Origin of the sequence: Sulfurovum lithotrophicum, from assembly GCF_000987835.1 — a bacterium.
GTDB classification, from domain to species: domain Bacteria; phylum Campylobacterota; class Campylobacteria; order Campylobacterales; family Sulfurovaceae; genus Sulfurovum; species Sulfurovum lithotrophicum.
The window spans coordinates 83309-105377 of sequence record NZ_CP011308.1; the positions used below are offsets into that span (position 1 = coordinate 83309).

Here is a 22069-nt window from a genome sequence, read left to right on the forward strand (position 1 = left end):
GCTTACTTAATATCCCTTACACAGCGTACATAGCGGTCATAATACTCAGAAGCTTTGGAGCTGGCACCGCGTTTGAAGTTCACGCCCCAGAAGGCATCGTCCTCGTCTGCCACACGGGTACTTGTCCAGTAAAAGGATTCATCTTCAATATAGGAAAATGCTTTGGGAATAGCAGGTGAAACACGGTTATAGTCTACGATCGTAAGCAGTTCGTGTATCGTCGGAAGTCGCCAGTCACTGTATCCTCCCAGTCTGAGTTCGCTGCAATATTCTTTTGCACGGGGCTGTCTGATCTTGGTTTCTCTGACATGCGGGGTGTCTTCCCACATCAGGTTGGTCTTCGGGTCTTTGATTATGGTTATCTCTGCCAAGGCAAAGGCTGAGAGCGCTAAAAGGGTAATTAAAATTCTTGACATGATTCTTCCTCCTGTAAGCTTGATTAGTAAGAGTATATCAAAGATTTGTTATACTTAAAGAAAACTATAGGAAGATGATTGAAATATCTTATCAATTTTATTGAAGCAAAAGACGTAGAAAAAACAACGATCTACACACATTTAAAATGTACGAAGAGAGAAGCAGAACTGGTGCAGTATGTCTGCCGCCGCTATGTCAAAGGCATAGAAGAGGTGCCTGTACTTGAACTGCTGCAGGACAACTTCCCGGACAAAGGCCATGCTTACCTGAGCAAACTCGGACTGGTCAAGAACCTGCTCGATCTGGGCTGGTTCATCCAGATGAGTTTCGGGCAGGTCAAAGCGCATGAAACCTCACAGATAGAGATACTCAACACATCGGTGACACCGAGTATCTCGCTTCTGCGTCTCCTTGAAGAAGGCTCTCTGGAGATCTACCTTCCCGAGATCAAACCCTACACCGACCATCTGGAGTATCTTCAGGACCAGTTCGATATGGTAGCTCTGCTGCACAAGATCGCTACCTTCAAACAGGGCTTTACGGATAACTCCCTAAGTATCGGCCGATTGAAGAACAAGTTGACACTCTTGACAACACGTATACAGGAACGCGTGAAGATCACAGAGACGCCTATCGTGGTGGAGGAGTTCTTCAAAGAGAAAGGACTCGATGAAAAGGAACAGCGCATTTTTCTTGCACTGCTTAAAGAGGAATACAGCGGCGGAGAGGGGCAGTTCAGGGATATGAACACGCTTATAGAACTAATCTCTTTCGATGAATACGAGAAGATCAAGAACCGTGCCCTGCTTGAGGATGGTGCGAAACTCATCACTGAAGACATCATTGATTATGAAGAGATACTCAATATGTTCGGCGGCGTGAGCCGTTCTTTCTATCTGCAGGAAGAAGTGATGCAGCGGATCATCCATCCCAAGAAAAAAAAGAAGGTCACCAAGCTGAAACTCGATGCCCTGGTGCAGGAGCAGGAGCTTTTCGAATACCTCAAGCCTGCCACGACGCTCGATGATGTCGTGCTTCACCCCAAAACAAGAGAGACTCTGAACAATGTTGTCAAACAGGTTGACAAAGAGGTCTTCAAAAAACTCAAAGAGTGGGGTATTAAGGACAAGCGCAAAGGTATCGATGCGCGTATTATCTTCTACGGTGCTGCAGGTACGGGGAAAACGATGACCGCGATGAGCCTTGCCAAAACGCTCAAACGCCCTATTCTCTCTTTTGATTGTTCGAAGATCCTCTCCATGTATGTAGGAGAGAGTGAAAAGAATGTCAGGCGTATCTTCGACGACTTTAAGGAGTTGAGTAAAAAAGCGAAGGTCGATCCCATACTGCTGCTCAACGAAGCCGACCAGTTCCTCAGTTCCAGAAGCGAAGGAGCAGGCTCTTCCGCGGACAAAATGCATAACCAGATGCAGAACATCTTCCTCGAGCAGATAGAGAAGTTCGAAGGCATCCTCATTGCGACCACGAATCTTCTCGGGAACATCGATAAAGCTTTCTCGAGACGATTCAACTACAAGATAGAATTCAAGAAACCCGGAAAAAAACAGCGCCTGAGACTCTGGCAGTTCATGCTCCCCGAAAAAGCGGACTATGTGGAAGATTTCAATGTCGAAGCACTGGCACAATACGAACTCACCGGCGGACAGATCAACCTTGTCATCCGCAACACTGCCTACAAAGTCGCTGTCAGAGAAGAAAGTGTCTTTTCCAACCGGGATTTCCTCGAAGAGATAGAAAAAGAGCTTGGCAGCAGTTTCGACGGAGTCAAGAGTATGGGGTTCAAGGTGTAGAGTTTGTTTTGTTCTTTGAGGCGTAATAAAAAATATGGTGGGCTGAAAACTTAAGCAAAATACGTTATATAGGGTATTAAAAAGAACTTTATGTACAAAAGTCGAGCAGTTGAGTTAAAAGAACCCAAAATAGGGAAAGCCATAATAATTTGATTTTTTTATCAAAAAATACTATACTTTAATTACTTATACTAATTAAAAAGGTAATTTAAAATGAAAAAAATTAAATTTTTTCTGATGATCGTCTTACTCATTTTTATGATTTCGGAAATAGAAGCTAAAAATTATCCCAATAATTATAAGGCAGGATACAGGCACGGCTGTCTAACAGCTCAGGGAACTATTAGAAAAGATAAACAAGCATATAATAATCACATACAATACCGGAAGGGATGGAATACTGGATTCAAAAAATGCAAAAAACCTATTCCCAATGTTTGGAATTCCTATAATAAAGGGTATAAAGACGGATGCAGTTCGGCACGCGGAAGGTGGGTGAAAAATGTCAAGGCCTATAACCGTTTCACCAATTACCGCAGAGGCTGGAATGCCGGATTCAAAAAATGTAAAAAACCTATTCCCAATGTTTGGAATTCCTATAATAAAGGGTATAAAGACGGATGCAGTTCGGCACGCGGAAGGTGGGTGAAAAATGTCAAGGCCTATAACCGTTTCACCAATTACCGCAGAGGCTGGAATGCCGGATTCAAAAAATGTAAAAAACCTATTCCCAATGTTTGGAATTCCTATAATAAAGGCTATAAAGACGGATGCAGTTCGGCACGTGGAAGGTGGGTGAAAAATGTCAAGGCCTATAACCGTTTCACCAATTACCGCAGAGGCTGGAATGCAGGGAAAAGAGATTGTAGAATAGGCATCAGGCCGATAGTTATACCTCCTGTTCCGGTTGCGCCTGCTCCAGTCATTAATATTCCTCATCCTGAACCTGTGGTTATAGAAAAAGTACAAATAGCAGAAAATCCAATGATTCGTGCAGCTAAAGATTTTATTTTGGCTAAATATATCCATGAATCACCGGTAAGACCTATAGGATTTAGTATAAGGATGAATAAATCAAATATGAAATACGGTGCATTGGAATTCACTATTTTCCACAAGGATGATACACATTTTGTGGAAGAAAATTTAACCAATACTGTATTTTTGCTGTGTTTTGAAAAAACGCAGGATGGATGGGAAGTCATTAATGACCTGACAGGAGCAGACACTTTGGATAAGCAGAAATTACTCATTATTAAGAATTCTCTTCCTGAGGATTTTCCGCTTGATCTGCTTCCCACAGCATGGATAGATCTTTTTGATACACTTGATCAGAGCATTACCGGTAATCCTGGGGATCAACTTATCCCAGGTTCAGGGTCTGTATAGTTATATATCCGCCCTGTTTCTAAACTCCAACGCAACATTTCTGTATGATATGGGTGTTGTCTTTGGAGAGTATCATCATCTTATTTTACGATCTCCAGGTCGGTCCCCAGCAGACCGATCATCCCCTGTTTCACATTGAGCGGTACGAAGCCGTGTTTCTCCAGTATGCGTGATGCTGAGACACTTCGGCTTCCGCTGCGGCAGTAGACGATGATCTTTTTGTTCTTGTCGGATTTGAGTTTGTCCAGGTTTGCTTCGAGTTTGTCCAGAGGAATGAGCTTGGCACCTCTGACGTGACCGCTTTTATACTCCGGAACGGTCCTGACATCCAGAAGTGTGACATTGTCATCGTTTGAAAGCAGAGTTTGGGCCTGTTTAGCTGTGATGGAGTCAAAATTGGCCAGTATCCACCCTTTCGTGTACGCAAAATAGAAAACCAGGGCGATCATAGCGACCCAATAGAGTATGTTCATAGGCTTTTTCACAACATTTCCTTATAAAAAATATAATTTTTTTGACATTCTACCCTTTTTTTGTTTCACATGGTTACAGTCCTCCCCGCGTAATTTGGAAAGAAAAATATGCCTCAACTACTTTAATACTCTTTTGGATACTATTAAAGTGATATTCTGAGAATACTCTCGTGACGATTCTCATGATAATAAAGTAAAGGGATTAACATGACTCATGTAATTACAGAACACCCGTATTTTGGTGTATTTGTTCTATTTGCTCTGACAGCCGTTGCATTTCCTGCAACACTGATGTTGGCACGTATCGTCAGTAGAAAACTGGCCAAACTCGATACCGAAAAGCTAAAGCTCACCATCTATGAGTGTGGGCCGGAAGTCACCAAGCAGCCGAACACTATCTCGGCGCAGTTCTACCTGATCGCACTTCTTTTCATCCTGTTCGATGTGGAAATCATTTTTATGTTCCCATGGGCGATCGACTTTAAACTGCTTGGCTGGTTCGGATTTGCGGAGATGATACTATTTATAGTACTACTTGCAATCGGTTTTGTATATGCATGGAAGAAAGGAGCACTTGAATGGCACAGCATCAAGTAAATTACGCCTCAGCAGCAGGCTTGCCGATAGCATTGACTTCGGTAGACAAATTGGTAAACTGGGGGCGTTCAAACTCCCTCTGGCCGTTGACATACGGACTCGCATGTTGTGCAATCGAAATGATGGCATCAGGTGCATCACGTTACGACTTCGACCGTATGGGTACGATCTTCAGGGCTTCCCCGAGACAGGCGGACGTGATGATCCTTGCGGGAACACTTTCAAAGAAGCACTCTGAATTCGCAAGAAGACTGTACGACCAGATGACAGAGCCCAAGTGGGTCATCTCTATGGGTTCATGTGCCAACACAGGCGGTATGTTCAACACTTATGCAACCGTGCAAGGTGTTGACAGAATCATCCCTGTGGACATTTACCTTCCGGGGTGTGCACCAAGACCCGAAACGCTTCAGTATGCACTGATGATGCTTCAAAAGAAGATCAGAAGAGAGTCTGCAAATATGAATAACAATACAAAACAGAATTTGAGGTTGGTGTAATGAGAAAATATACTCCAAAAGACAATGTACAGAAAAAATCATACTATACGGACAGATACTGGGTCGCGCCGCGTGTACCCCAGACGGAAGTGGAAGAGGGAAGCCACTTTGCAGATGTGGTCAAAGCACTGGGTAGAAAAGCAAAAGAGTCCTATGTCGCTGTCGGGCAGCTTGTCATCCACATTAAAGCAACAGACAATTTCGATGTCATGAAAACCCTTAAAGAGACATGCGGCTATACACAGTGCTCAGAACAGTCGGCGGTTGATTACCTGGCACAGGACGGCGAGTTCGAGCTTTTCTGGCAGCTGCTGAATATTACGGAAGCCAAAAGAGTCAGAGTGACTACGCGTATTAAAGAAAATGAAGCGATCGAGAGTATTCAACCGCTTTTCAAGTCTGCGAACTTTGCAGAGCGTGAAATGTTCGATATGTTCGGTATCAAGGTCAACAACCATCCGTTCCTCAAGCGTATCCTTATGCCGGACGACTGGGAAGGACATCCTCTCTTGAAGACCTATCCGTTACATGGTGACGAGTTCGCTTCCTGGTATGAAGTCGACAAGATCTTCGGGAAAGAGTACAGAGATGTGATCGGACCGGAGAACAGAGACCCCGCACGTATCGACAGATACGATACGAAGCGTTTCTCTAGAGTTGGATACGAAGTACCGTTTGGTGCAGATATTTCCGAGGGAGAAAAAGAGAATCCGATCGAGTACAGTGAAACGATCCTTGTGGATTACACTAAAAAATCCGGCAAACAGCTGGATGAGCGAAGATAAGGGGAGAGAATGCAACAACCAAATAAATTAACACCGTTTTTTGAAAACCTCAATTTTGAACGCGATGACAACACAATGGTGATCAACTTCGGTCCTCAGCACCCTTCGGCGCACGGACAGCTTAGGCTTGTCCTTGAGCTTGAAGGTGAACAGGTGGTTAAAGCCTATCCGGATATCGGTTATCTCCATAGAGGAATCGAAAAGATGGCGGAGAACATGACCTATAACGAGTTTCTTCCTACCACGGACAGACTCGACTACATCGCGTCCACGTCAAATAACTATGCCTATGCTCTGGCAGTAGAGAAACTGCTTGGTATCGAAGCACCGAGACGTGCGCAGGTTATCAGAACGATGCTGCTTGAGATCAACCGTATCATCTCCCACCTCTTCTTTATTGCGACACATGCACTGGATGTCGGTGCAATGTCTGTCTTCCTCTATGCATTCCGTGAGCGTGAGTTCGGTATGGACTTGATGGAAGATTACTGTGGCGCCAGACTGACGCACTCTGCCGTACGTATCGGTGGTGTACCTCTTGACCTTCCGAACGGCTGGATAGAGAAAATGATCTCATGGTGCGACAAAGTAGACCATGAAGTGAAAAACACTTATGAAGCACTGTTGACAGAGAACCGTATCTGGAAGATGCGTCTGGAAGATGTAGGGGTTATCTCTGCTGAAGACGCGCTTTCATGGGGCTGTACCGGACCAATGCTTAGAGGTTCCGGTGTCAACTGGGATATCAGAAAAGAGGAGCCGTATGAGCTTTACGGTGAACTTGACTTTGATATTCCGGTCAGTGACAGATGCGACTCCTACGGACGTTACAGACTCTATATGGAAGAGACACGCCAATCCACAAGAATTCTCAGACAGCTTGTCTCTATGTACAAAGAGAGTGAGCCGCAGTTGATGGCACATGCGCCACAGTATCTTTCTGCTCCAAAAGAGGAGATCATGACACAGAACTATGCGCTGATGCAGCACTTTGTTCTCGTCACGCAGGGTATGAGACCGCCGAAAGGAGAAGTCTATGTACCGACCGAGTCTCCCAAAGGAGAACTTGGTTTCTACATTAAATCAGAGGGTGAACCGTATGCCTACAGACTGAAGTGTAGAGCACCAAGCTTTTTCCATACAGGACTGCTGCAGGAAATTCTTGTAGGAACATATATTGCTGACGTCGTTACGATCATTGGTACGACCAATATCGTATTCGGTGAAGTTGACCGTTAAGGAGAATAGCGTATGAAAAGATATGATTTAAGACATTTACATGACGATTTCTATGACAGAATGGTCGAACTTATCGATAAAGGACTGAAGGTCGGTGAAGTAGGTATCTTCCTTTTTGAAGTAGGAGATTTCTCTTCTATCCAGAAGTCTGCCGATGTGATCAAAGAGACGGGACATGACCTGATGAACTCACTGAAGTTCAATGAAGTGGACTGGACGGTTGTAGTCAAAAAAGTGGATGATGAAACAAGAAAAGAGCGTGCCGAGAAGATCGCAGCAGCCAAAGCAGCTGCAGAAAAAGCGGCCAAAGAGGCGGAAGAAGCAGCTGCGCTGAAAGCCGAAGAAGAAGCCAAAGCAAAAGCTGAAGCCGAAAAAGCCGAAGCAGAGAAAAAAGCGGCGGAAGAGGCTAAGGCTGAAGCGGAAAGAGCAGCGGCAGAAAAAGCGGAAGCCGAAAAAAAGGCAGCTGAAGAAACAGCGGCAAAAGAGGCTGCTGCAAAAGAGGCTGCTGCAAAAGCAAGCAAACCGGCACCCAAAAAACAGCCTGCGAAAAAACCAGCAGCCAAAAGAAGTACTGCCAAAAAACCAAAGGCTAAATAATGTCTGGAATTGTATTCTCAACTTGGAGAGGCGAGTTTATCGACAACCGCGGTAAACCCTATGACGAGTCGAGCCAATCCGAATTCAAACTGCCTGAGACCTACCACGGGGAGAAGAACTCCAAAGCGTTCATTGGCTGGGATGGCGTTGCCATTTTTGACGAGAACATTGATGCGGTGGAGTTGGCTTCAAAGTATGCGGCACAGTATCAGGAATATTCCGAAGCCTGTGGACGTTGTGCACCGGGTAGATGGGGCGGCAGAATTCTTTATGATCTGCTTGACAAGATCGCCAGAGGTGAAGGTTCGCATGATGATATTGCCCATCTCAAAGAGATCAGCAAAACCATGATGGCTACATCCAAATGTGAGATCGGGAAAACAGTTCCCAAACCCATCCTCGATCTGATGGAGTACTATAAGGAGCAGTTCGATACCTGTATCGATGCGCAGATCCCGTCGAAACATTACGGTGGAGAGACAGACTATATCGCCAAGGTTACCGCACCGTGTACGGATATGTGTCCGGCGCATGTGGATATCCCGGCCTATATAGAGGGTGTAAGGGATATGGTATTTACCGATTCACTGGCAGCCACAAGACAGACGATGCCTCTGGCACACACCTGCGGACGTGTCTGTCCCCATCCGTGTGAAGATGCCTGTCGCCGTGCAAACCTCGATGAGCCTATCTCCATTATGGAACTGAAGCGTCTCGGTGCGGACTATGAAACCGACCATGACCTTGAATGGCTGCATCCGCAGGAGCCAAAGCCTCCAAGGAACGACGGTAAGAAAGTTGCGATCATCGGAGCGGGACCGGCAGGTCTGACAGCGGCATACTACCTGGCGCTCGAAGGGATACAAGTCGATATCTTTGAAGAACTGCCCGTTAACGGCGGTGAAGTTGCCGTGGGTGTACCCGAGTACAGAATGCCTGTAGACAAGTACAACAAAGATATCGAACTGGTTCTCAGTATGCCGACAGTGAGTATTACCAACAACCACAGAGTGGATGCGGAGCGTCTCAAAGAGATAGATGCCGAGTATGATGCCACACTGCTCGGGTTCGGTGCGAGACTTTCCAAAAAAGTGCGTGCTGCAAACGAAAACCCGAAAATGGGTGGTTACTGGGGTGCCATCTCGATGCTTGACAAGGTCAACCTCTGGCATAAGTACGGGATTGGTTCACCGGCTTCCGAAGACTTGAAAGACAAGGTCGTTGTCTGTGTCGGTGGTGGGTTTACCTCTATGGACGTCGTGCGATGTTCCATCCGTGAAGGCGCCAAGAAAGTGATCATGCTTTACCGTCGTGATGAGAAGACAATCATCCGTAACACGACCTATGAAGAGTATCATGAAGCGGTCGAAGAGGGTGTGGAGTTCATCTTCCACTCGGCGATCGAAGAGATTTTCGATGACGGAGAGAAGATCACGAAACTCAAAGTGAACCGTTTCGAGCTTGTACCAGATCCCAATGGCGGACGTGCACAGCTTGTTAAGATTGAAGGTGGGGATTTCGAGATCGAATGTGACTACCTGATCCCTGCGGTCTCTCAGGCACTTGATACACAGATTCTGCCTGAAGAGTGGAATATCGAGATGACCTCTTGGAACAGTATTTTGACCAACGGTAAAGATTTCATGACGTCTCGTCCGGGACTTTTTGCCGCAGGCGACTGTGAGTACGGCCCAATGACGATCGTCAATGCCGTAGGCCAGGCACGCCGTGCCGCTTCGGTCATCAGCCGCTATATCTATGAGGATAAATGTACCCTGACGGATGACGAGATCATGGAAGACCACCTTAACCGGCTCAAAGTCTATGACAAGAAAGAGAAGATTACGGGCTGGATGCCGGGGCTTCCGAGAGCTGAGAGTGAAAAACTCGGAGTAGATGAGAGAAGGACCAACAACAAAGAGGTCAATCTCGGATTTACCGGGGAAGAGGCGATCGCAGAAGCGGAAAGATGCATGCGATGTTACTATATTTCAATGGTGGCGGTGTGATATGAGTGTACATAATTCTATGAATACCGGAAAAGAGATCACGGTCACTATCAACGGAAAAGAGTTCAAAAGCACCTTTGGCAAGACGATCCTGGAAATTGCCAGAGAGAATGATATCTATGTCCCGACCATGTGTTACCTGACAAAGGTACTTCCGATCGGTTCATGCCGTATGTGTGTGGTTGAGGTTGAAGGCGTGGAGGGGATGATCCTCTCCTGCCAGGAGAAAGCAACGGACGGTGCGGTCATCACGACCGATAACGATGCTCTCTACGAGGAGCGCCAGAGTATCATGAAGCTCTACAATGTCAATCATCCGCTTGAGTGCGGAGTCTGTGACAAGAGCGGTGAATGCGACCTTCAGAATAAGACCATGGAGTTCAACCTTGAAGCACAGGACTTTACGGCAAGAGACCAGAACAGACCGGTAGAGAACTGGGGGCACGTCTCCTATGACCCTGCACTCTGCATCATGTGTGAAAAGTGTGTGCGTGTCTCGACCGAGATCACCGGAGACGAAGCACTCAAAATCAAGTTCGGCGGATACGGTTCGACCATTATAAATACCAAAAAAGAGAAGAATTACGCTTCTCTGGGAGAAGCGGCGGCAGTCTGTCCTGTAGGGGCACTGGTCAGCACCAAGTTCAAATATACGGCCAATGCCTGGGAATTGACGAAGATCCCAAGTGCATGCCCACATTGTGGCGGCGGATGCCAGATGTATTATGAAGTGAAGAATGACAGGATCTACCGTGTGACCAACGAGTTTGAATTTACCAATCTCTGCGGTGCGGGCAGATTCGGTTTCGACTATGCCAACGAGGGTGTGACCAAAGACAAAGAGGCTTTTGCAAAAGCGGTTGACGCTTTTAAGAAAGCCGGTACCGTTCTGCTCTCGAACCAAACCTCCAACGAGGAAGCACTGATAGTGCAAAAGCTCAAAGAAAAACTTGGCTTCAAACTTGTCTCTCCGGCAGCAAGAGCCTATCAGAAGTTCATGCAGGCTTATGGCAGTATTACCGGGAAACATATCTACGGCGGTACGCTCAAAGCCATTTCGGAATCCAAAGCAGTGATCGTATTCGGTTCGCGCATCAATGACGATACTCCGACGGTGAAGTACCATATCAATATGGCGAGTAAGTGGCACCAGGCGAGAGTGGCTTACATGCATCCGCTTGAAGACAAAGAGATACAGAATATCGTGACCCAGTTCATCAAGTATGAAGTGGGAAGTGAAGAGGGAGTTGCCGCACTGCTGACAGCCGCACTGCTGGCTGAAGCGGACCTGCCAAAATCCGTCAAGTTGTTTATGGATGACCTCGATATCGGGTACCTTTCCGCCGAGACCAATGTGGGAGAAGAGGAACTTGAAGCCCTTGAAAAATCACTACGCAAGAAGAGCGGTTTCTCACTGGTGGTCGGGTCAGACCTCTATGCACATCCGAGAGCGGAGCAGATCGCCAAATTGCTTGCCCTGTTTGAACAGTATGCAGGCTTCAATGTAGTCTGTGTACCGCCGGCGGGCAATGCGATGGGACTCTCACTGATCTGTGACCTGGATGATGAGGCGGAAGGCAGTACGGTTGGTTACAATATACCTGCCGACTTTACCCTTTCCGCCTTGGGTGACGGTGATCTTGATATGCCGGCGATGAATCAGCAGGAAGGCACGATTACCACAGTGGACAAGCGTGTTGTTCCGATGAATGTGGCCCTTCCGTATGGCGGCTATGTTTTGAACGATATTGCCAATGCACTGGGGCTGGATGCGGAATATACCATCGGGTATACTGAAGAACTGCCGGAAGAGAAAGGGTTTGAAGCCATCGAGTTCGATGCGCTTCCCGACTACTTCGACAGTGTTGGTAACGAGCATAGAGGCTATCTGTTGAAGGCTAAAAAAGTCTCTGTCAGCAGAATCCTCGAAGAGGTGGAAGAGCTGGAAGGCTATGACGGAGCTGTGGTTTATAGCTGTAATCCGACAGAGCAGTTCTCGGCATTTACCGCTAAGTCATCCCTGCTGGAAGACGAAGCGGTACTTCTGGGCTCACAGCAATTCGCTATGGCGACCAAACTGAAAGACGGTGACCGTATACGGTTCACTATCGATGGTGTGAATTTCGATCGTCTGTTTAGGATCGACACAACCATGAAAGGAACCATTGCCCTTAACCCTACATTTGATATGGGATTAAGTGGAGCTTTGGTATCCTCTTATAGATTTAAGAGGCTAGATTTTGAAAGGGCAGGAAATTAATATGAGTACAGTCAATATTAAAATCGATGGTAGAGAAGTCGCGGTCCAGGAGGGTGAATACATCCTCAACGCCGCACGTGCCAACGATGTTTTTATTCCCGCGATCTGTTACTTGACAAGATGTTCACCGACACTGGCGTGTCGTCTTTGTCTCGTAGAGGCCGACGGAAAACAGGTATATGCATGTAACGCAAAAGTCAAAGAAGGCATGGAGATCACGGTAGATACGCCGAATATCCTGGAAGAACGCCGTGCGATCATGGAAGTCTATGACGTGAACCACCCGCTTCAGTGTGGTGTCTGTGACAAGAGCGGGGAGTGTGAACTTCAGAACTATACCCTTGAACTGGGTGTAGATTCACAATCCTACATGATTCCGGATACCAAACGGGAAGTGAAGAACTGGAGTTCCGTACTGCATTACGATGCAGGTCTTTGTATCGTGTGTGAAAGATGTACGACCGTGTGTAAAGATATGATCGGTGATGCTGCGCTTACGACGGTCAAAAGAGGTGGAGAAGCACTCGATAAAGGTTTCAAGGATACGATGCCTAAAGATGCCTATGCCATGTGGAACAAACTCCAGAAGTCCGTCATCGCACCGAGTAACGGAACAGAATATACGAACTGTTCGGATTGTGGTGAATGTGCTGCGGTCTGCCCTGTCGGTGCATTGGTCAGCAGAGACTTCCAGTACAAGTCAAATGCCTGGGATCTGAAAAGAGTTCCTGCAGTCTCTGCACATTCTTCTGACGGGTTCCAGATCTATTATGAAGTGAAGCCGGCTTCCATTGAGGACAGAAATGAGAAGATCTTCCGTGTGACCAACGAATGGAACTATGTTTCCCTTGACGGTGCGGCGCGTTTTGCCTATGATTTTGAAAATGCCGATGTCTCCAAAGATGAAACAGCATTTGCTGAAGCGCTGGAAGCATTCAAAAAAGCACAGACCGTACGTTTCAACTCGGTGATCACGAATGAAGAGGCATTGATGCTTCAGACACTCAAAGAGAAGTTGGGACTGAAGCTCTACAACCCTGAAGTACGTGCTTTCCAGAAATTCCTCGGATACTACCAGAAAGCCTCCGGCAACAGATTCTGGACAACGGATAACGATACGATCATGAAGAAGAGTGACTTTGTCATTGCCCTTGGCTCGGCACTCAGAAATGATGCACCCGGAATGAAGTATGCCTTCAACAATGTCCAGAAGATGAATAAGGGTGCGGGATTCTATTTCCACCCGATAGGCGATACGCTTATCCCAAGCTTTGGTAAGAGTGTTGAGTGTTTCACACACAAGCCTGGCCTGGAAGAAGCGGCGCTCTACCTTGTTCTCGATCTTTTTGCGGACAAAGAGAAATTGCCGGAAGAGGTCAAAGAGTATCTTGCCGGCTTTAAGTCGACTGAAACGAAGACGATCAAAGAGAAGGTCATGAAAGATGTGACCGAGACTGTTGTCGATGAAGAGACAGGGGAAAGCAAAGAGGTCACCAAAAAGGTCCCTGAAATGGTAGAGAAAGAGATCACGGTCGAGAAGAACGGTCTTGTCGACCTTCTCGGTGGCGATTCCTCTACCTTTACAGATACCTTTGAAAAGATGATGAAAAAGAAAGAATCCTTCTCCATGATGATCGGGGAAGATTTCTACTATCATGAAAAAGCAGAGAACCTCGCGAAACTCATTGCACTGATCGAAGAGACCTCTTCCATCGATGTGGTCATGGCACCGCCGAAAGCCAATGCACTCGGTGTGGCACTGATCTGTGACCTGGATGATGAGGCTGAAGGTTTCACTGTCGGTTACAATGAGCCGGGTGATTTCAGGCTCTCCGCACTGGGTGACGGAGATCTTGATATGCCGGCGATGAATCAGCAGGAAGGGACTTTCACGAACATTTCCAAGAGAGTGGTACCGACCAATGCAGCTGTCGGGTATGGCGGATACGAGCTGAATGATCTTGTTTCGGAACTCATTGATGACGGTGAAAGCCTGACGGTCGACTGGACCGTCAAACTGCCAACCTCAAAAGGATTCCAGAAAGTAGAGTTCGATGCACTGCCCAACGGTTACCTCAATGACGGCACGGAGAACAGGGGCTACCTCTTGAAGACATCCAACCGAAAGGTCAAAACACCTTCTGTAGAGAAGTTCGATGAAAATGCGGCACTTGAAGGTGAGATTGTTTACCGATGTAACCCGGCCAGACAGTTCTCGGACTTCTCAGATAAAGCACATGAGATATTTGAACCGTTCGGTCTGTATGCAAGTGTCAAGAAGGCTGAAGCACTTGGAGAGAAAGTGGAAGTGGTATTTGAAAATGGAAGTATCGTTGTTGACGTGATTGCAGACGAGAAGATGACCGGCGATATCACAAAGCTTTCCGATTTCAAAAGTGCGCAGAACGTGTATGAGCTATTTGGCCCTGCCAGATATCAAACAGTAACAATGAGAAAGGTGTAATATGGAAACAACACTCGTACAAAATTTACCGGAAGTGACGGCAGCCGGTGTCATCATCAAAGCCATCATTATTCTGGCAGTGATCTCGGCGATTGCCGGTTTCGGTACATTTATTGAAAGAAAGGTACTGGCATTCATGCAGAGAAGACTCGGGCCTATGCACGTAGGTCCCTACGGACTGCTTCAACTGGTGGCAGACGGTATCAAACTCTTTACCAAAGAAGATATCGTACCTCAGAACGCGAATAGCCTGATCTTCAAGGTAGCACCTTCGATCACTGCGGCAACCGCTTTCATCGCACTGGCGGCAGTACCGGTATTCCCGGACTTTACGATCCCTGAGTGGATACCGGTGCTCGGCGGTGTATTTGTGCCGTCCATTGCAGCAGACCTGAACATTGGTATTCTTTTTGTGCTCGGTATGATGGCGGCGGGGCTTTACGGTCCCCTGCTTGCCGGTATGGCACAGGCGAACAAATGGGGTATCATCGGTGCGGCAAGAACGGCGATTCAGTTTCTGAGTTATGAAGTTGTGACAGGTCTTTCGATTTTGGCACCGATCATGCTGGTCGGATCGCTTTCATTCGTTGATTTCAACAATGCCCAGGCAGGAGGTATCAGCCACTGGCTCATTTGGCAGCAGCCTGTAGCGTTCGTGCTTTTCCTTATTGCAGGATTTGCAGAAACGAACAGAACACCGTTCGACCTTCTGGAGCATGAAGCCGAAGTCGTTTCCGGATATGCAACGGAATATTCGGGAATGAGATGGGGTATGTTCTTCATCGGTGAATATGCCAACATGATCACGATCTCCATCATTGCGGCGGTCGTGTTCCTTGGCGGATACAGTGAAGTAGGTATCGGTTGGTTGACGATCATCCTGAAGGTAGGATTCTTCTTCTTCCTGATGCTATGGGTGAGAGCAGCATGGCCGCATGTCAGACCGGATCAGTTGATGTGGCTGTGTTGGAAAGTTTTGATGCCGATCGCCGTGATCAACGTAGTGATCACCGGTATCGTGATGATGGTGTAAGGAGCAGGTATGGGTTTAGAACAATTTAAAAACAGAAACGTAGGTACGCAGAACTATAAAATGCTTGATCTTGGAGAAAGTCCAAAGACAGGCATGGATAAGTTCAAACAGGTTGTGAACAGGACCTTCAAGCTTGAGCTGCTTGTCGGTCTCGGTGTTACGATGCGTGAGATGATCAATGCCCTCTTTAGAGGACAGATGCATACGGTGAAATACCCGTTTGAAAAGCTGCCGATCTCTCCAAGATACAGAGCGATCCATGATATGCTCAGATTGCTTGAAAGCGGACATTACAGATGTATTGGATGTGGGCTCTGTGAAAAGATCTGTATCTCCAACTGTATCACAATGGATACGAGATATGATGAGAATCAGAGAAAAGAGGTCAGTGAATACACGATCAACTTCGGGCGCTGTATCTTCTGTGGGTATTGTGCAGAGGTGTGTCCGGAACTGGCGATCGTACACGGACCGAGATATGAGACTGCTTCAGAGCAGAGAGCGAGTTTCTCTCTCTTTGAAGATATGTTGACCCCGATCGATAAGCTCAACCTTCAGCAGGAATATGACGGATTTGGTGCCGTTTCGCCCAACGCTGATGAAAATATTAAAAAAACGCCACTTGCGTATTAGGAGGAGCAGATATGTATGAAACAATAGCCTTTTACCTATTTTCGGCTTTAACAATAGGACTTTTCCTTATCACGGTTATGAGCAAGAACGTACTTTATGCCATGACATCGCTTGCGGCGGGGATGGTATTGATCTCGGGATTCTTCTTTATCCTTGGAGCGGATTTTCTTGGTGTGGTCCAGCTTATTGTCTATGTAGGAGCGATCATGGCACTTTATTCATTTGCGATGATGTTCTTTGATGCGACCAAAGATATCAAAGAAAAAAATACCAATCCTGCACTGATCTTTGTACTTGGCGGTTTGAGTGCATTGGCACTGGTGTTGATGTTCGCAGCACCTATCTATAATGAATCGATCCAGGCACTTTACCCGATGCATGAAGGTGTGGGTAATGCACAGGATGTCGGTATCGTACTTTTCACAAAGTACCTTGTACCGTTCGAGGTGGCAGCGGTCATGTTGCTTGTAGCCATGATAGCAGGGATCATCCTTGCCGGTAAAAAAATGGATCAGAGTCTCACTAAAGACACCAGTGTAGATGATGAAATCTTGACACAAAAGGATGCAAAATGATAGGTTTATCTCACTATCTTATCGTCTCAGCACTGATCTTCTCTATCGGGTTGATGGGTGTATTGAGAAGAAGGAATCTTTTAATGCTTTTCTTCGCAACTGAAGTAATGCTCAATGCGGTCAATATCGCATTTGCAGCGATCTCGCACTACTACAATGACCTGACAGGCCAAATGTTTGCATTCTTTATTATTGCGATTGCTGCAAGTGAAGTAGCTGTGGGCCTTGGTATCTTGATTGTACTGTACAAAAGATATGGCAGTCTCGATCTTGACGATCTTGCAAGTATGAAGGGGTAATGATGGAAACTTTAGTATATATAGCATTGTTTGCTCCGTTTGTAAGTTCAATGTTCGCTGCGCTCTTCGGAATGAGCCCGAAACAGACCTTTGTCGGTGTTGTGGCATCACTGCTGCTCTTTACCTCATTCCTGGCCTCTGCCATATTGGCATTTTATGTGGCAACGACAGGCATGCCAGTACATGTTACGATGATGGACTGGATCTCCGCGGGTGACCTGCATATCCCGTTCGGCTTCGTGGTTGACCAAGTCTCCGTGACCATGATGACGGTTGTTACACTGGTATCAACGGTCGTTCATATCTACTCTATTGGGTATATGGACCATGACAAAAGTTTCAACAGATTCTTCTCATACCTGTCAGCATTCGTTTTCTCCATGATGATTCTTGTCATGTCAGACAACTTTGCCGGACTCTTTATCGGATGGGAAGGTGTGGGCGTCTGTTCATGGTTGCTGATCGGTTTCTGGTACCATAAAGAAGACGTTTCCAGAGAAGAGAACCCTTCTATCTCCCCATCATGGGCAGCAAATGAAGCGTTCATCATGAACCGTATCGCCGACCTTGGTATGTTGATAGGGCTCTTCATCGTTTATTGGAATGTAGGCAGCCTGCAGTATGATGTCGTATTTGCAGCACTTCCTGATCTGAGCGGTTCGGTACTGAACGCGGCAGCGATCGCACTCTTTATCGGTGCAATGGGTAAATCGGCACAGTTTCCGCTCCACACCTGGTTAACAGATGCGATGGAAGGTCCTACGCCGGTCTCTGCACTGATCCACGCAGCAACCATGGTAACGGCCGGTGTTTTCCTTGTGATCAGAGCGAACCCGCTCTTTTCCATGACGCCGGAAGTAAGTTATTTTATCGCGGCATTGGGTACTTTCGTCGCGATCTTCGCAGCTTCTATGGCATTGGTCAACAGAGACTTGAAGCGAATTATCGCCTTCTCCACGCTTTCACAGCTTGGCTATATGTTCGCAGCGGCAGGCCTCGGTGCATATTGGATCGCACTGTTCCACCTTGCAGCACACGCCTTCTTCAAAGCCCTGCTCTTCCTGGGGGCAGGTAACGTTATGCACGCGATGCATGACGAACTGGACATCTTCAAGATGGGTGGATTGAAAAAGACGATGAAGTGGACTTATATCTATATGGGTGTCGCTTCATTGGCATTGGCGGGTATCCCGTTCTTTGCAGGTTTCTTCTCCAAAGATGCCATTATCGAAACGGCATTTAATGAGGGGACACTCTTTTTGTGGGCTGTCCTTGTCGTCACAGCGGGTATGACAGCCTTCTATAGCTTTAGACAGGTCTTCCTGACTTTTGAGGGTGATGAGAGATATAAGAAATACGGAATTCATCCGCATGAAATGTACAAATTTGTACTGATCGCAATGTCTCCGTTGGCTATTCTTGCGGTGATCGCAGGTTTCTTTATGGGAGGTTTCGAACACTTCGTGACCAAACTGCTGCCTGACTATCATATGAGTGAGCATACGCATCACCTGGCACTGGTCCTTGGATTGATCGTTCTTGTCTTTGCCGTAGGCGGTATCGTACTGGCGTATAAGAAATATTACAAAGGACTTGTAAGAGATGAGAAGCTTGAGAACAGCTTCATCTACAAACTGCTTGCCAACCAGTACTATATTCCGAACCTCTACGAAGCAGTCATTACAAAACCGTATGCAATGCTTTCGGAAATGATGTGGAAAGATGTGGATATGAAGATAGTGGATGCCAGCGTTGACGGTATTGCCAAGTTCCTTTATAAGAGTGGTGACAGTTCAAGAAAGATGCAGACTGGTAACCTTTCGAACTATCTGAATTGGATGGCTGTCGGTGCTGTGTTACTCTTGGTAGTCGCAGTTATTTCAGCGATGTTTGTGTAAGGAGAAGATAGATGGAAAATATTTTAAGTATATTGGTGTTTTTTCCTGCGATCGCTGGATTGTTGGGATTTGTTGTAGATAAGGACAGTGCGAGAGCGTACGGTATCACCGTAGCAGCTATCGAGTTCCTTCTCTCTGTTTGGCTGTGGTTCAGCTTCGATACGGCGAATGCTGGGATGCAGTTCGTTGAGCTGATCCCTATTATTCCTGATTTCGGTATCTCTTACTATCTTGGAGTGGATGGTATCTCTCTCTTCATTATCCTGATGGCAACATTGATGACGCTGATCGGTATGATGAGTATGAGTATCACGGAGAATATCAAAAATATGATCATCACACTCCTTTTCCTTGAGATGACAATGGTCGGTGTATTCGTTGCACTCGATGCGATCATATTCTACCTCTTCTGGGAGCTGTCACTTGTACCGATGCTTTATATCATCGGTGCCTGGGGTGGGCCTCTCAGAGTCTATGCGGCGGTGAAGTTCTTCCTCTACACCTTCACGGGGTCACTGATCATGCTGGTAGGTATGCTTTTCGTAGCGTACGTGTACCATAACCTGACAGGGGTATGGAGCTTTGCGATCACTGACTGGTACGCATTGGTACTTCCGGTCAATTACCAACTTTGGCTCTTTGCAGCCTTCTTCGTCGGTTTTGCGATTAAAGTACCGATGTTCCCGTTCCACACCTGGTTGCCGTATGCGCATGGTCAAGCGCCGACCATCGGTTCTGTCATCCTTGCAGCAGTACTTTTGAAGATGGGTACCTACGGTTTTGTGAGGTTCTCACTTCCAATGTTCCCTGATGCATCTGTACTTTCGATCATGCCTATCGCAGCACTTTCTATTATCATGATCATATATACAGCGATGGTGGCATATGCACAGAAAGATATGAAACAGGTCATTGCATACTCATCTGTTTCACACATGGGTATTATCATGCTCGGTATATTTGCGATGAACGCAGAAGGTATCAGCGGTTCTGTGTTCCAGATGCTCTCACACGGTATCGTGTCGGGTGCACTGTTCATGCTTGTAGGTGTGATCTATGACAGAAGACATACAAAGCTGATGAGCGAATTTGGCGGCTTGGCATCTGTGATGCCAAAGTATGCCGTGATCTTCGGGATCATGCTGATGGCTTCTGTTGGATTGCCGTTGACGATCGGATTCGTCGGTGAATTCCTTGTTCTTCTCGGTTTCTATCAGGTTTCACCTGTGCTGACAGTATTGGCAGGGACATCCATCATCATCGGTGCGATCTACATGCTCTCAGTCTATAAAAGCAGTTTTTTCGGTCCGGTGACCAACGAAGAGAACAAATCACTGAAAGACCTTAACAGTAAAGAGACATGGTCACTGGTACCATTGGTACTGATCGTAGTATGGCTGGGTGTCTATCCCAAACCGATACTTGCACCGATCGACAATTCTGTCAAAGCGATGTTGACGTTCATGGATGAAAAAGCGATAACGCAGGAGGCAAAAGATATGATCAAAGTGCCTGAATCAACTAATGGAAGGGAGGTTAAGTAATGTTACAGCCTATTAATGTAAGTATGGAAAGTCTTAATCTCATTACGCTTGCACCTATGCTCATCGCGATTGCCGGCGGTTTGATCATTTTGATACTTGACCTTATCAACAAGAACCTTCACAAGTCACTGTATGTGATGTTGACCATATTGATCCTGGTGATCGATTTTGGTGCAACACTCGGCCTCAATGTCAATGTACGCGGTTTCTTCGATGTGATGCTGATAGATGGGGTCTCCATCGTTTCCCAGCTTTTGATTATCGTAGCTTCGATCATCTTCACACCATTGGCACTGACCTCGAAGCGTTTCCACGAGTACTCCTATCCGGAGTTCTTTGCACTCTTCCTCTTTATGGTTGCAGGATTCCAGTTCATGGTGGCAAGTGACAACCTGATTCTGATTTTCGTAGGTCTTGAAACGGCATCCCTTTCACTTTATACGCTTATTGCACTGCATAACAGAAGCAACTCCTATGAAGCGGCCGTGAAGTACTTTACCATGGGTGCCTTGGCTGCAGCCTTCTTTGCTATGGGTTCAGCTGTGATCTATGCTTTGACAGGATCGATCGAACTTTACAGAGTAGCAGAAGTACTTGCAGTACGTATGGGTGAGACCGGTCTGATGATCGCGATCTTTGGATCTTCCGTCCTCCTTTTGGTCGCGTTTGCCTTCAAACTCTCTCTCTTCCCGTTCCATACATGGGCACCGGATGTCTATGAGGGCGCCTCTGCTCCATTGGCAGGATATATGTCCGTAGTACCAAAAGTAGCGGCATTTGTCGTCTCTATAAGAATTTTCGGTATGTATATCGATCTGGGTGTCGAGTGGGTCAGAGTGGTCATTCTGGTACTTGCAGTCCTTACCATGACACTGTCGAACCTAATGGCCCTGGTACAGGAAGATGTTAAGCGTATGCTTGCATACTCATCCATCTCCCATGCCGGTTTCATTATCGCGGCATTGGCACTTGACACGACAGAGGGTACGACAGCGATATTCTTCTACTACGGACTCTTTATGTTCACCAACCTTGGGGCATTTACGATGCTTTGGATGTCACGTCACAAGAGCAGAAGATTCAATGCCAGATTTGATCATCCCTACGAGAAATTTGCAGGATTCATCAAGATCATGCCGATGGGTGCAGTGATCATGGCGATCTTCATGCTTTCATTGGCAGGTGTACCGCCATTCTCTATATTCTGGGGTAAGATCTATGTCATGCAGGCAGCGGTCAACTCCGGGTATGTCTGGCTGGCAATCGTGATGGGTCTGAACTCGGCTATTGCAGCATACTATTACCTGAAACTTGTGGTTTATATGTTCCTCAAAGATCCGGTAAAAGATGTCGATACAGTCTACTATAACCTTTCCAAGCCATTGATGGTGGTAGTAGGGTTTGCGGCAGTAGCTACAATTGCAGCAATCTTCTATGTCCAACCGCTTGTATCCTATATCTATTATATGATATCTGCGTCCGGATATTAAAAAACGCGTAGGGTGGGTTCACCCACCTTATCTATTTTGAGGTGCGTAGATACGCA

Annotated in this window: 19 protein-coding genes; 17 read left to right on the forward strand and 2 right to left on the reverse strand. The window is 46.6% G+C overall.

Features of this window, described 5'->3' with window-relative positions; genetic code table 11:
* Window positions 1-2 precede the first annotated feature (2 nt).
* Window positions 3-416, reverse strand: coding sequence for an Lcl C-terminal domain-containing protein (locus tag YH65_RS11140; RefSeq protein ID WP_052746031.1), 414 nt, complete (start codon window positions 414-416; stop codon window positions 3-5).
* Window positions 417-494: 78 nt separating this feature from the next.
* On the opposite strand from YH65_RS11140, the gene YH65_RS00425 reads away from it, so the two are divergent.
* Window positions 495-2228: an ATP-binding protein gene (locus YH65_RS00425; protein WP_046550154.1), complete on the forward strand. Its 1734-nt coding sequence runs from the start codon at window positions 495-497 to the stop codon at window positions 2226-2228.
* Window positions 2229-2441: 213 nt separating this feature from the next.
* A complete protein-coding gene (locus tag YH65_RS00430; RefSeq protein ID WP_046550155.1) occupies window positions 2442-3617 on the forward strand; it encodes a hypothetical protein in 1176 nt (391 codons plus the stop codon).
* 80 nt (window positions 3618-3697) lie between these two features.
* Here YH65_RS00430 and YH65_RS00435 read toward each other — a convergent pair whose 3' ends face one another.
* On the reverse strand, window positions 3698-4102 hold the full coding sequence (locus tag YH65_RS00435) for a rhodanese-like domain-containing protein (RefSeq protein ID WP_084721983.1): 405 nt from the start codon (window positions 4100-4102) through the stop codon (window positions 3698-3700).
* A 195-nt stretch (window positions 4103-4297) separates the two neighbouring features.
* Between YH65_RS00435 and YH65_RS00440 the strand changes: the two genes are divergently transcribed.
* Genes YH65_RS00440 through nuoN form a run of 15 tightly spaced genes read left to right on the forward strand, consistent with a single transcriptional unit; the run spans window position 4298 to window position 22013 of the window.
* Window positions 4298-4687 (forward strand): NAD(P)H-quinone oxidoreductase subunit 3, encoded by a 390-nt coding sequence (locus YH65_RS00440; RefSeq protein ID WP_012084010.1) that lies wholly within the window; start codon window positions 4298-4300, stop codon window positions 4685-4687.
* The gene (locus YH65_RS00445) at window positions 4669-5187 is read left to right on the forward strand and encodes a NuoB/complex I 20 kDa subunit family protein (RefSeq protein WP_012084008.1); all 519 of its coding nucleotides are present in this window, start codon (window positions 4669-4671) and stop codon (window positions 5185-5187) included. The genes YH65_RS00440 and YH65_RS00445 overlap by 19 nt, the downstream gene beginning before the upstream one ends.
* A complete protein-coding gene (locus YH65_RS00450; protein WP_046550156.1) occupies window positions 5187-5972 on the forward strand; it encodes an NADH-quinone oxidoreductase subunit C in 786 nt (261 codons plus the stop codon). The genes YH65_RS00445 and YH65_RS00450 overlap by 1 nt, the downstream gene beginning before the upstream one ends.
* Window positions 5973-5981: 9 nt before the next feature.
* Complete coding sequence (nuoD, locus tag YH65_RS00455; RefSeq protein WP_046550157.1) at window positions 5982-7211, forward strand: NADH dehydrogenase (quinone) subunit D; 1230 nt, start codon at window positions 5982-5984, stop codon at window positions 7209-7211.
* A gap of 12 nt (window positions 7212-7223) precedes the next feature.
* Window positions 7224-7808 carry an NADH-ubiquinone oxidoreductase subunit E family protein gene (locus YH65_RS11600; RefSeq protein ID WP_046550158.1) on the forward strand — a complete coding sequence of 195 codons (585 nt, stop codon included), beginning with the start codon at window positions 7224-7226 and terminating at the stop codon, window positions 7806-7808.
* On the forward strand, window positions 7808-9817 hold the full coding sequence (locus YH65_RS00465; RefSeq protein WP_046550159.1) for an FAD-dependent oxidoreductase: 2010 nt from the start codon (window positions 7808-7810) through the stop codon (window positions 9815-9817). The genes YH65_RS11600 and YH65_RS00465 overlap by 1 nt, the downstream gene beginning before the upstream one ends.
* 1 nt (window position 9818) lies before the next feature.
* The gene (locus tag YH65_RS00470) at window positions 9819-12077 is read left to right on the forward strand and encodes a 2Fe-2S iron-sulfur cluster-binding protein (protein WP_245609201.1); all 2259 of its coding nucleotides are present in this window, start codon (window positions 9819-9821) and stop codon (window positions 12075-12077) included.
* Window position 12078: 1 nt separating this feature from the next.
* Window positions 12079-14541 carry an NADH-quinone oxidoreductase subunit G gene (locus YH65_RS00475; protein WP_046550160.1) on the forward strand — a complete coding sequence of 821 codons (2463 nt, stop codon included), beginning with the start codon at window positions 12079-12081 and terminating at the stop codon, window positions 14539-14541.
* 1 nt (window position 14542) lies between these two features.
* Window positions 14543-15574 carry an NADH-quinone oxidoreductase subunit NuoH gene (nuoH, locus tag YH65_RS00480; protein ID WP_012083999.1) on the forward strand — a complete coding sequence of 344 codons (1032 nt, stop codon included), beginning with the start codon at window positions 14543-14545 and terminating at the stop codon, window positions 15572-15574.
* Window positions 15575-15583: 9 nt separating this feature from the next.
* Window positions 15584-16207 carry an NADH-quinone oxidoreductase subunit NuoI gene (gene nuoI / locus YH65_RS00485; RefSeq protein WP_046550161.1) on the forward strand — a complete coding sequence of 208 codons (624 nt, stop codon included), beginning with the start codon at window positions 15584-15586 and terminating at the stop codon, window positions 16205-16207.
* 11 nt (window positions 16208-16218) lie between these two features.
* Window positions 16219-16782 carry an NADH-quinone oxidoreductase subunit J gene (locus tag YH65_RS00490; protein ID WP_012083996.1) on the forward strand — a complete coding sequence of 188 codons (564 nt, stop codon included), beginning with the start codon at window positions 16219-16221 and terminating at the stop codon, window positions 16780-16782.
* Window positions 16779-17081, forward strand: a complete 303-nt coding sequence (nuoK, locus tag YH65_RS00495; protein ID WP_012083995.1) for an NADH-quinone oxidoreductase subunit NuoK — start codon at window positions 16779-16781, stop codon at window positions 17079-17081. The genes YH65_RS00490 and nuoK overlap by 4 nt, the downstream gene beginning before the upstream one ends.
* Window positions 17082-17083: 2 nt before the next feature.
* Window positions 17084-18979 (forward strand): NADH-quinone oxidoreductase subunit L, encoded by a 1896-nt coding sequence (gene nuoL / locus YH65_RS00500; protein ID WP_046550162.1) that lies wholly within the window; start codon window positions 17084-17086, stop codon window positions 18977-18979.
* A gap of 11 nt (window positions 18980-18990) precedes the next feature.
* Window positions 18991-20523, forward strand: a complete 1533-nt coding sequence (locus YH65_RS00505; RefSeq protein WP_046550163.1) for an NADH-quinone oxidoreductase subunit M — start codon at window positions 18991-18993, stop codon at window positions 20521-20523.
* Complete coding sequence (nuoN, locus tag YH65_RS00510) at window positions 20523-22013, forward strand: NADH-quinone oxidoreductase subunit NuoN (RefSeq protein WP_046550164.1); 1491 nt, start codon at window positions 20523-20525, stop codon at window positions 22011-22013. The genes YH65_RS00505 and nuoN overlap by 1 nt, the downstream gene beginning before the upstream one ends.
* Window positions 22014-22069 lie beyond the last annotated feature (56 nt).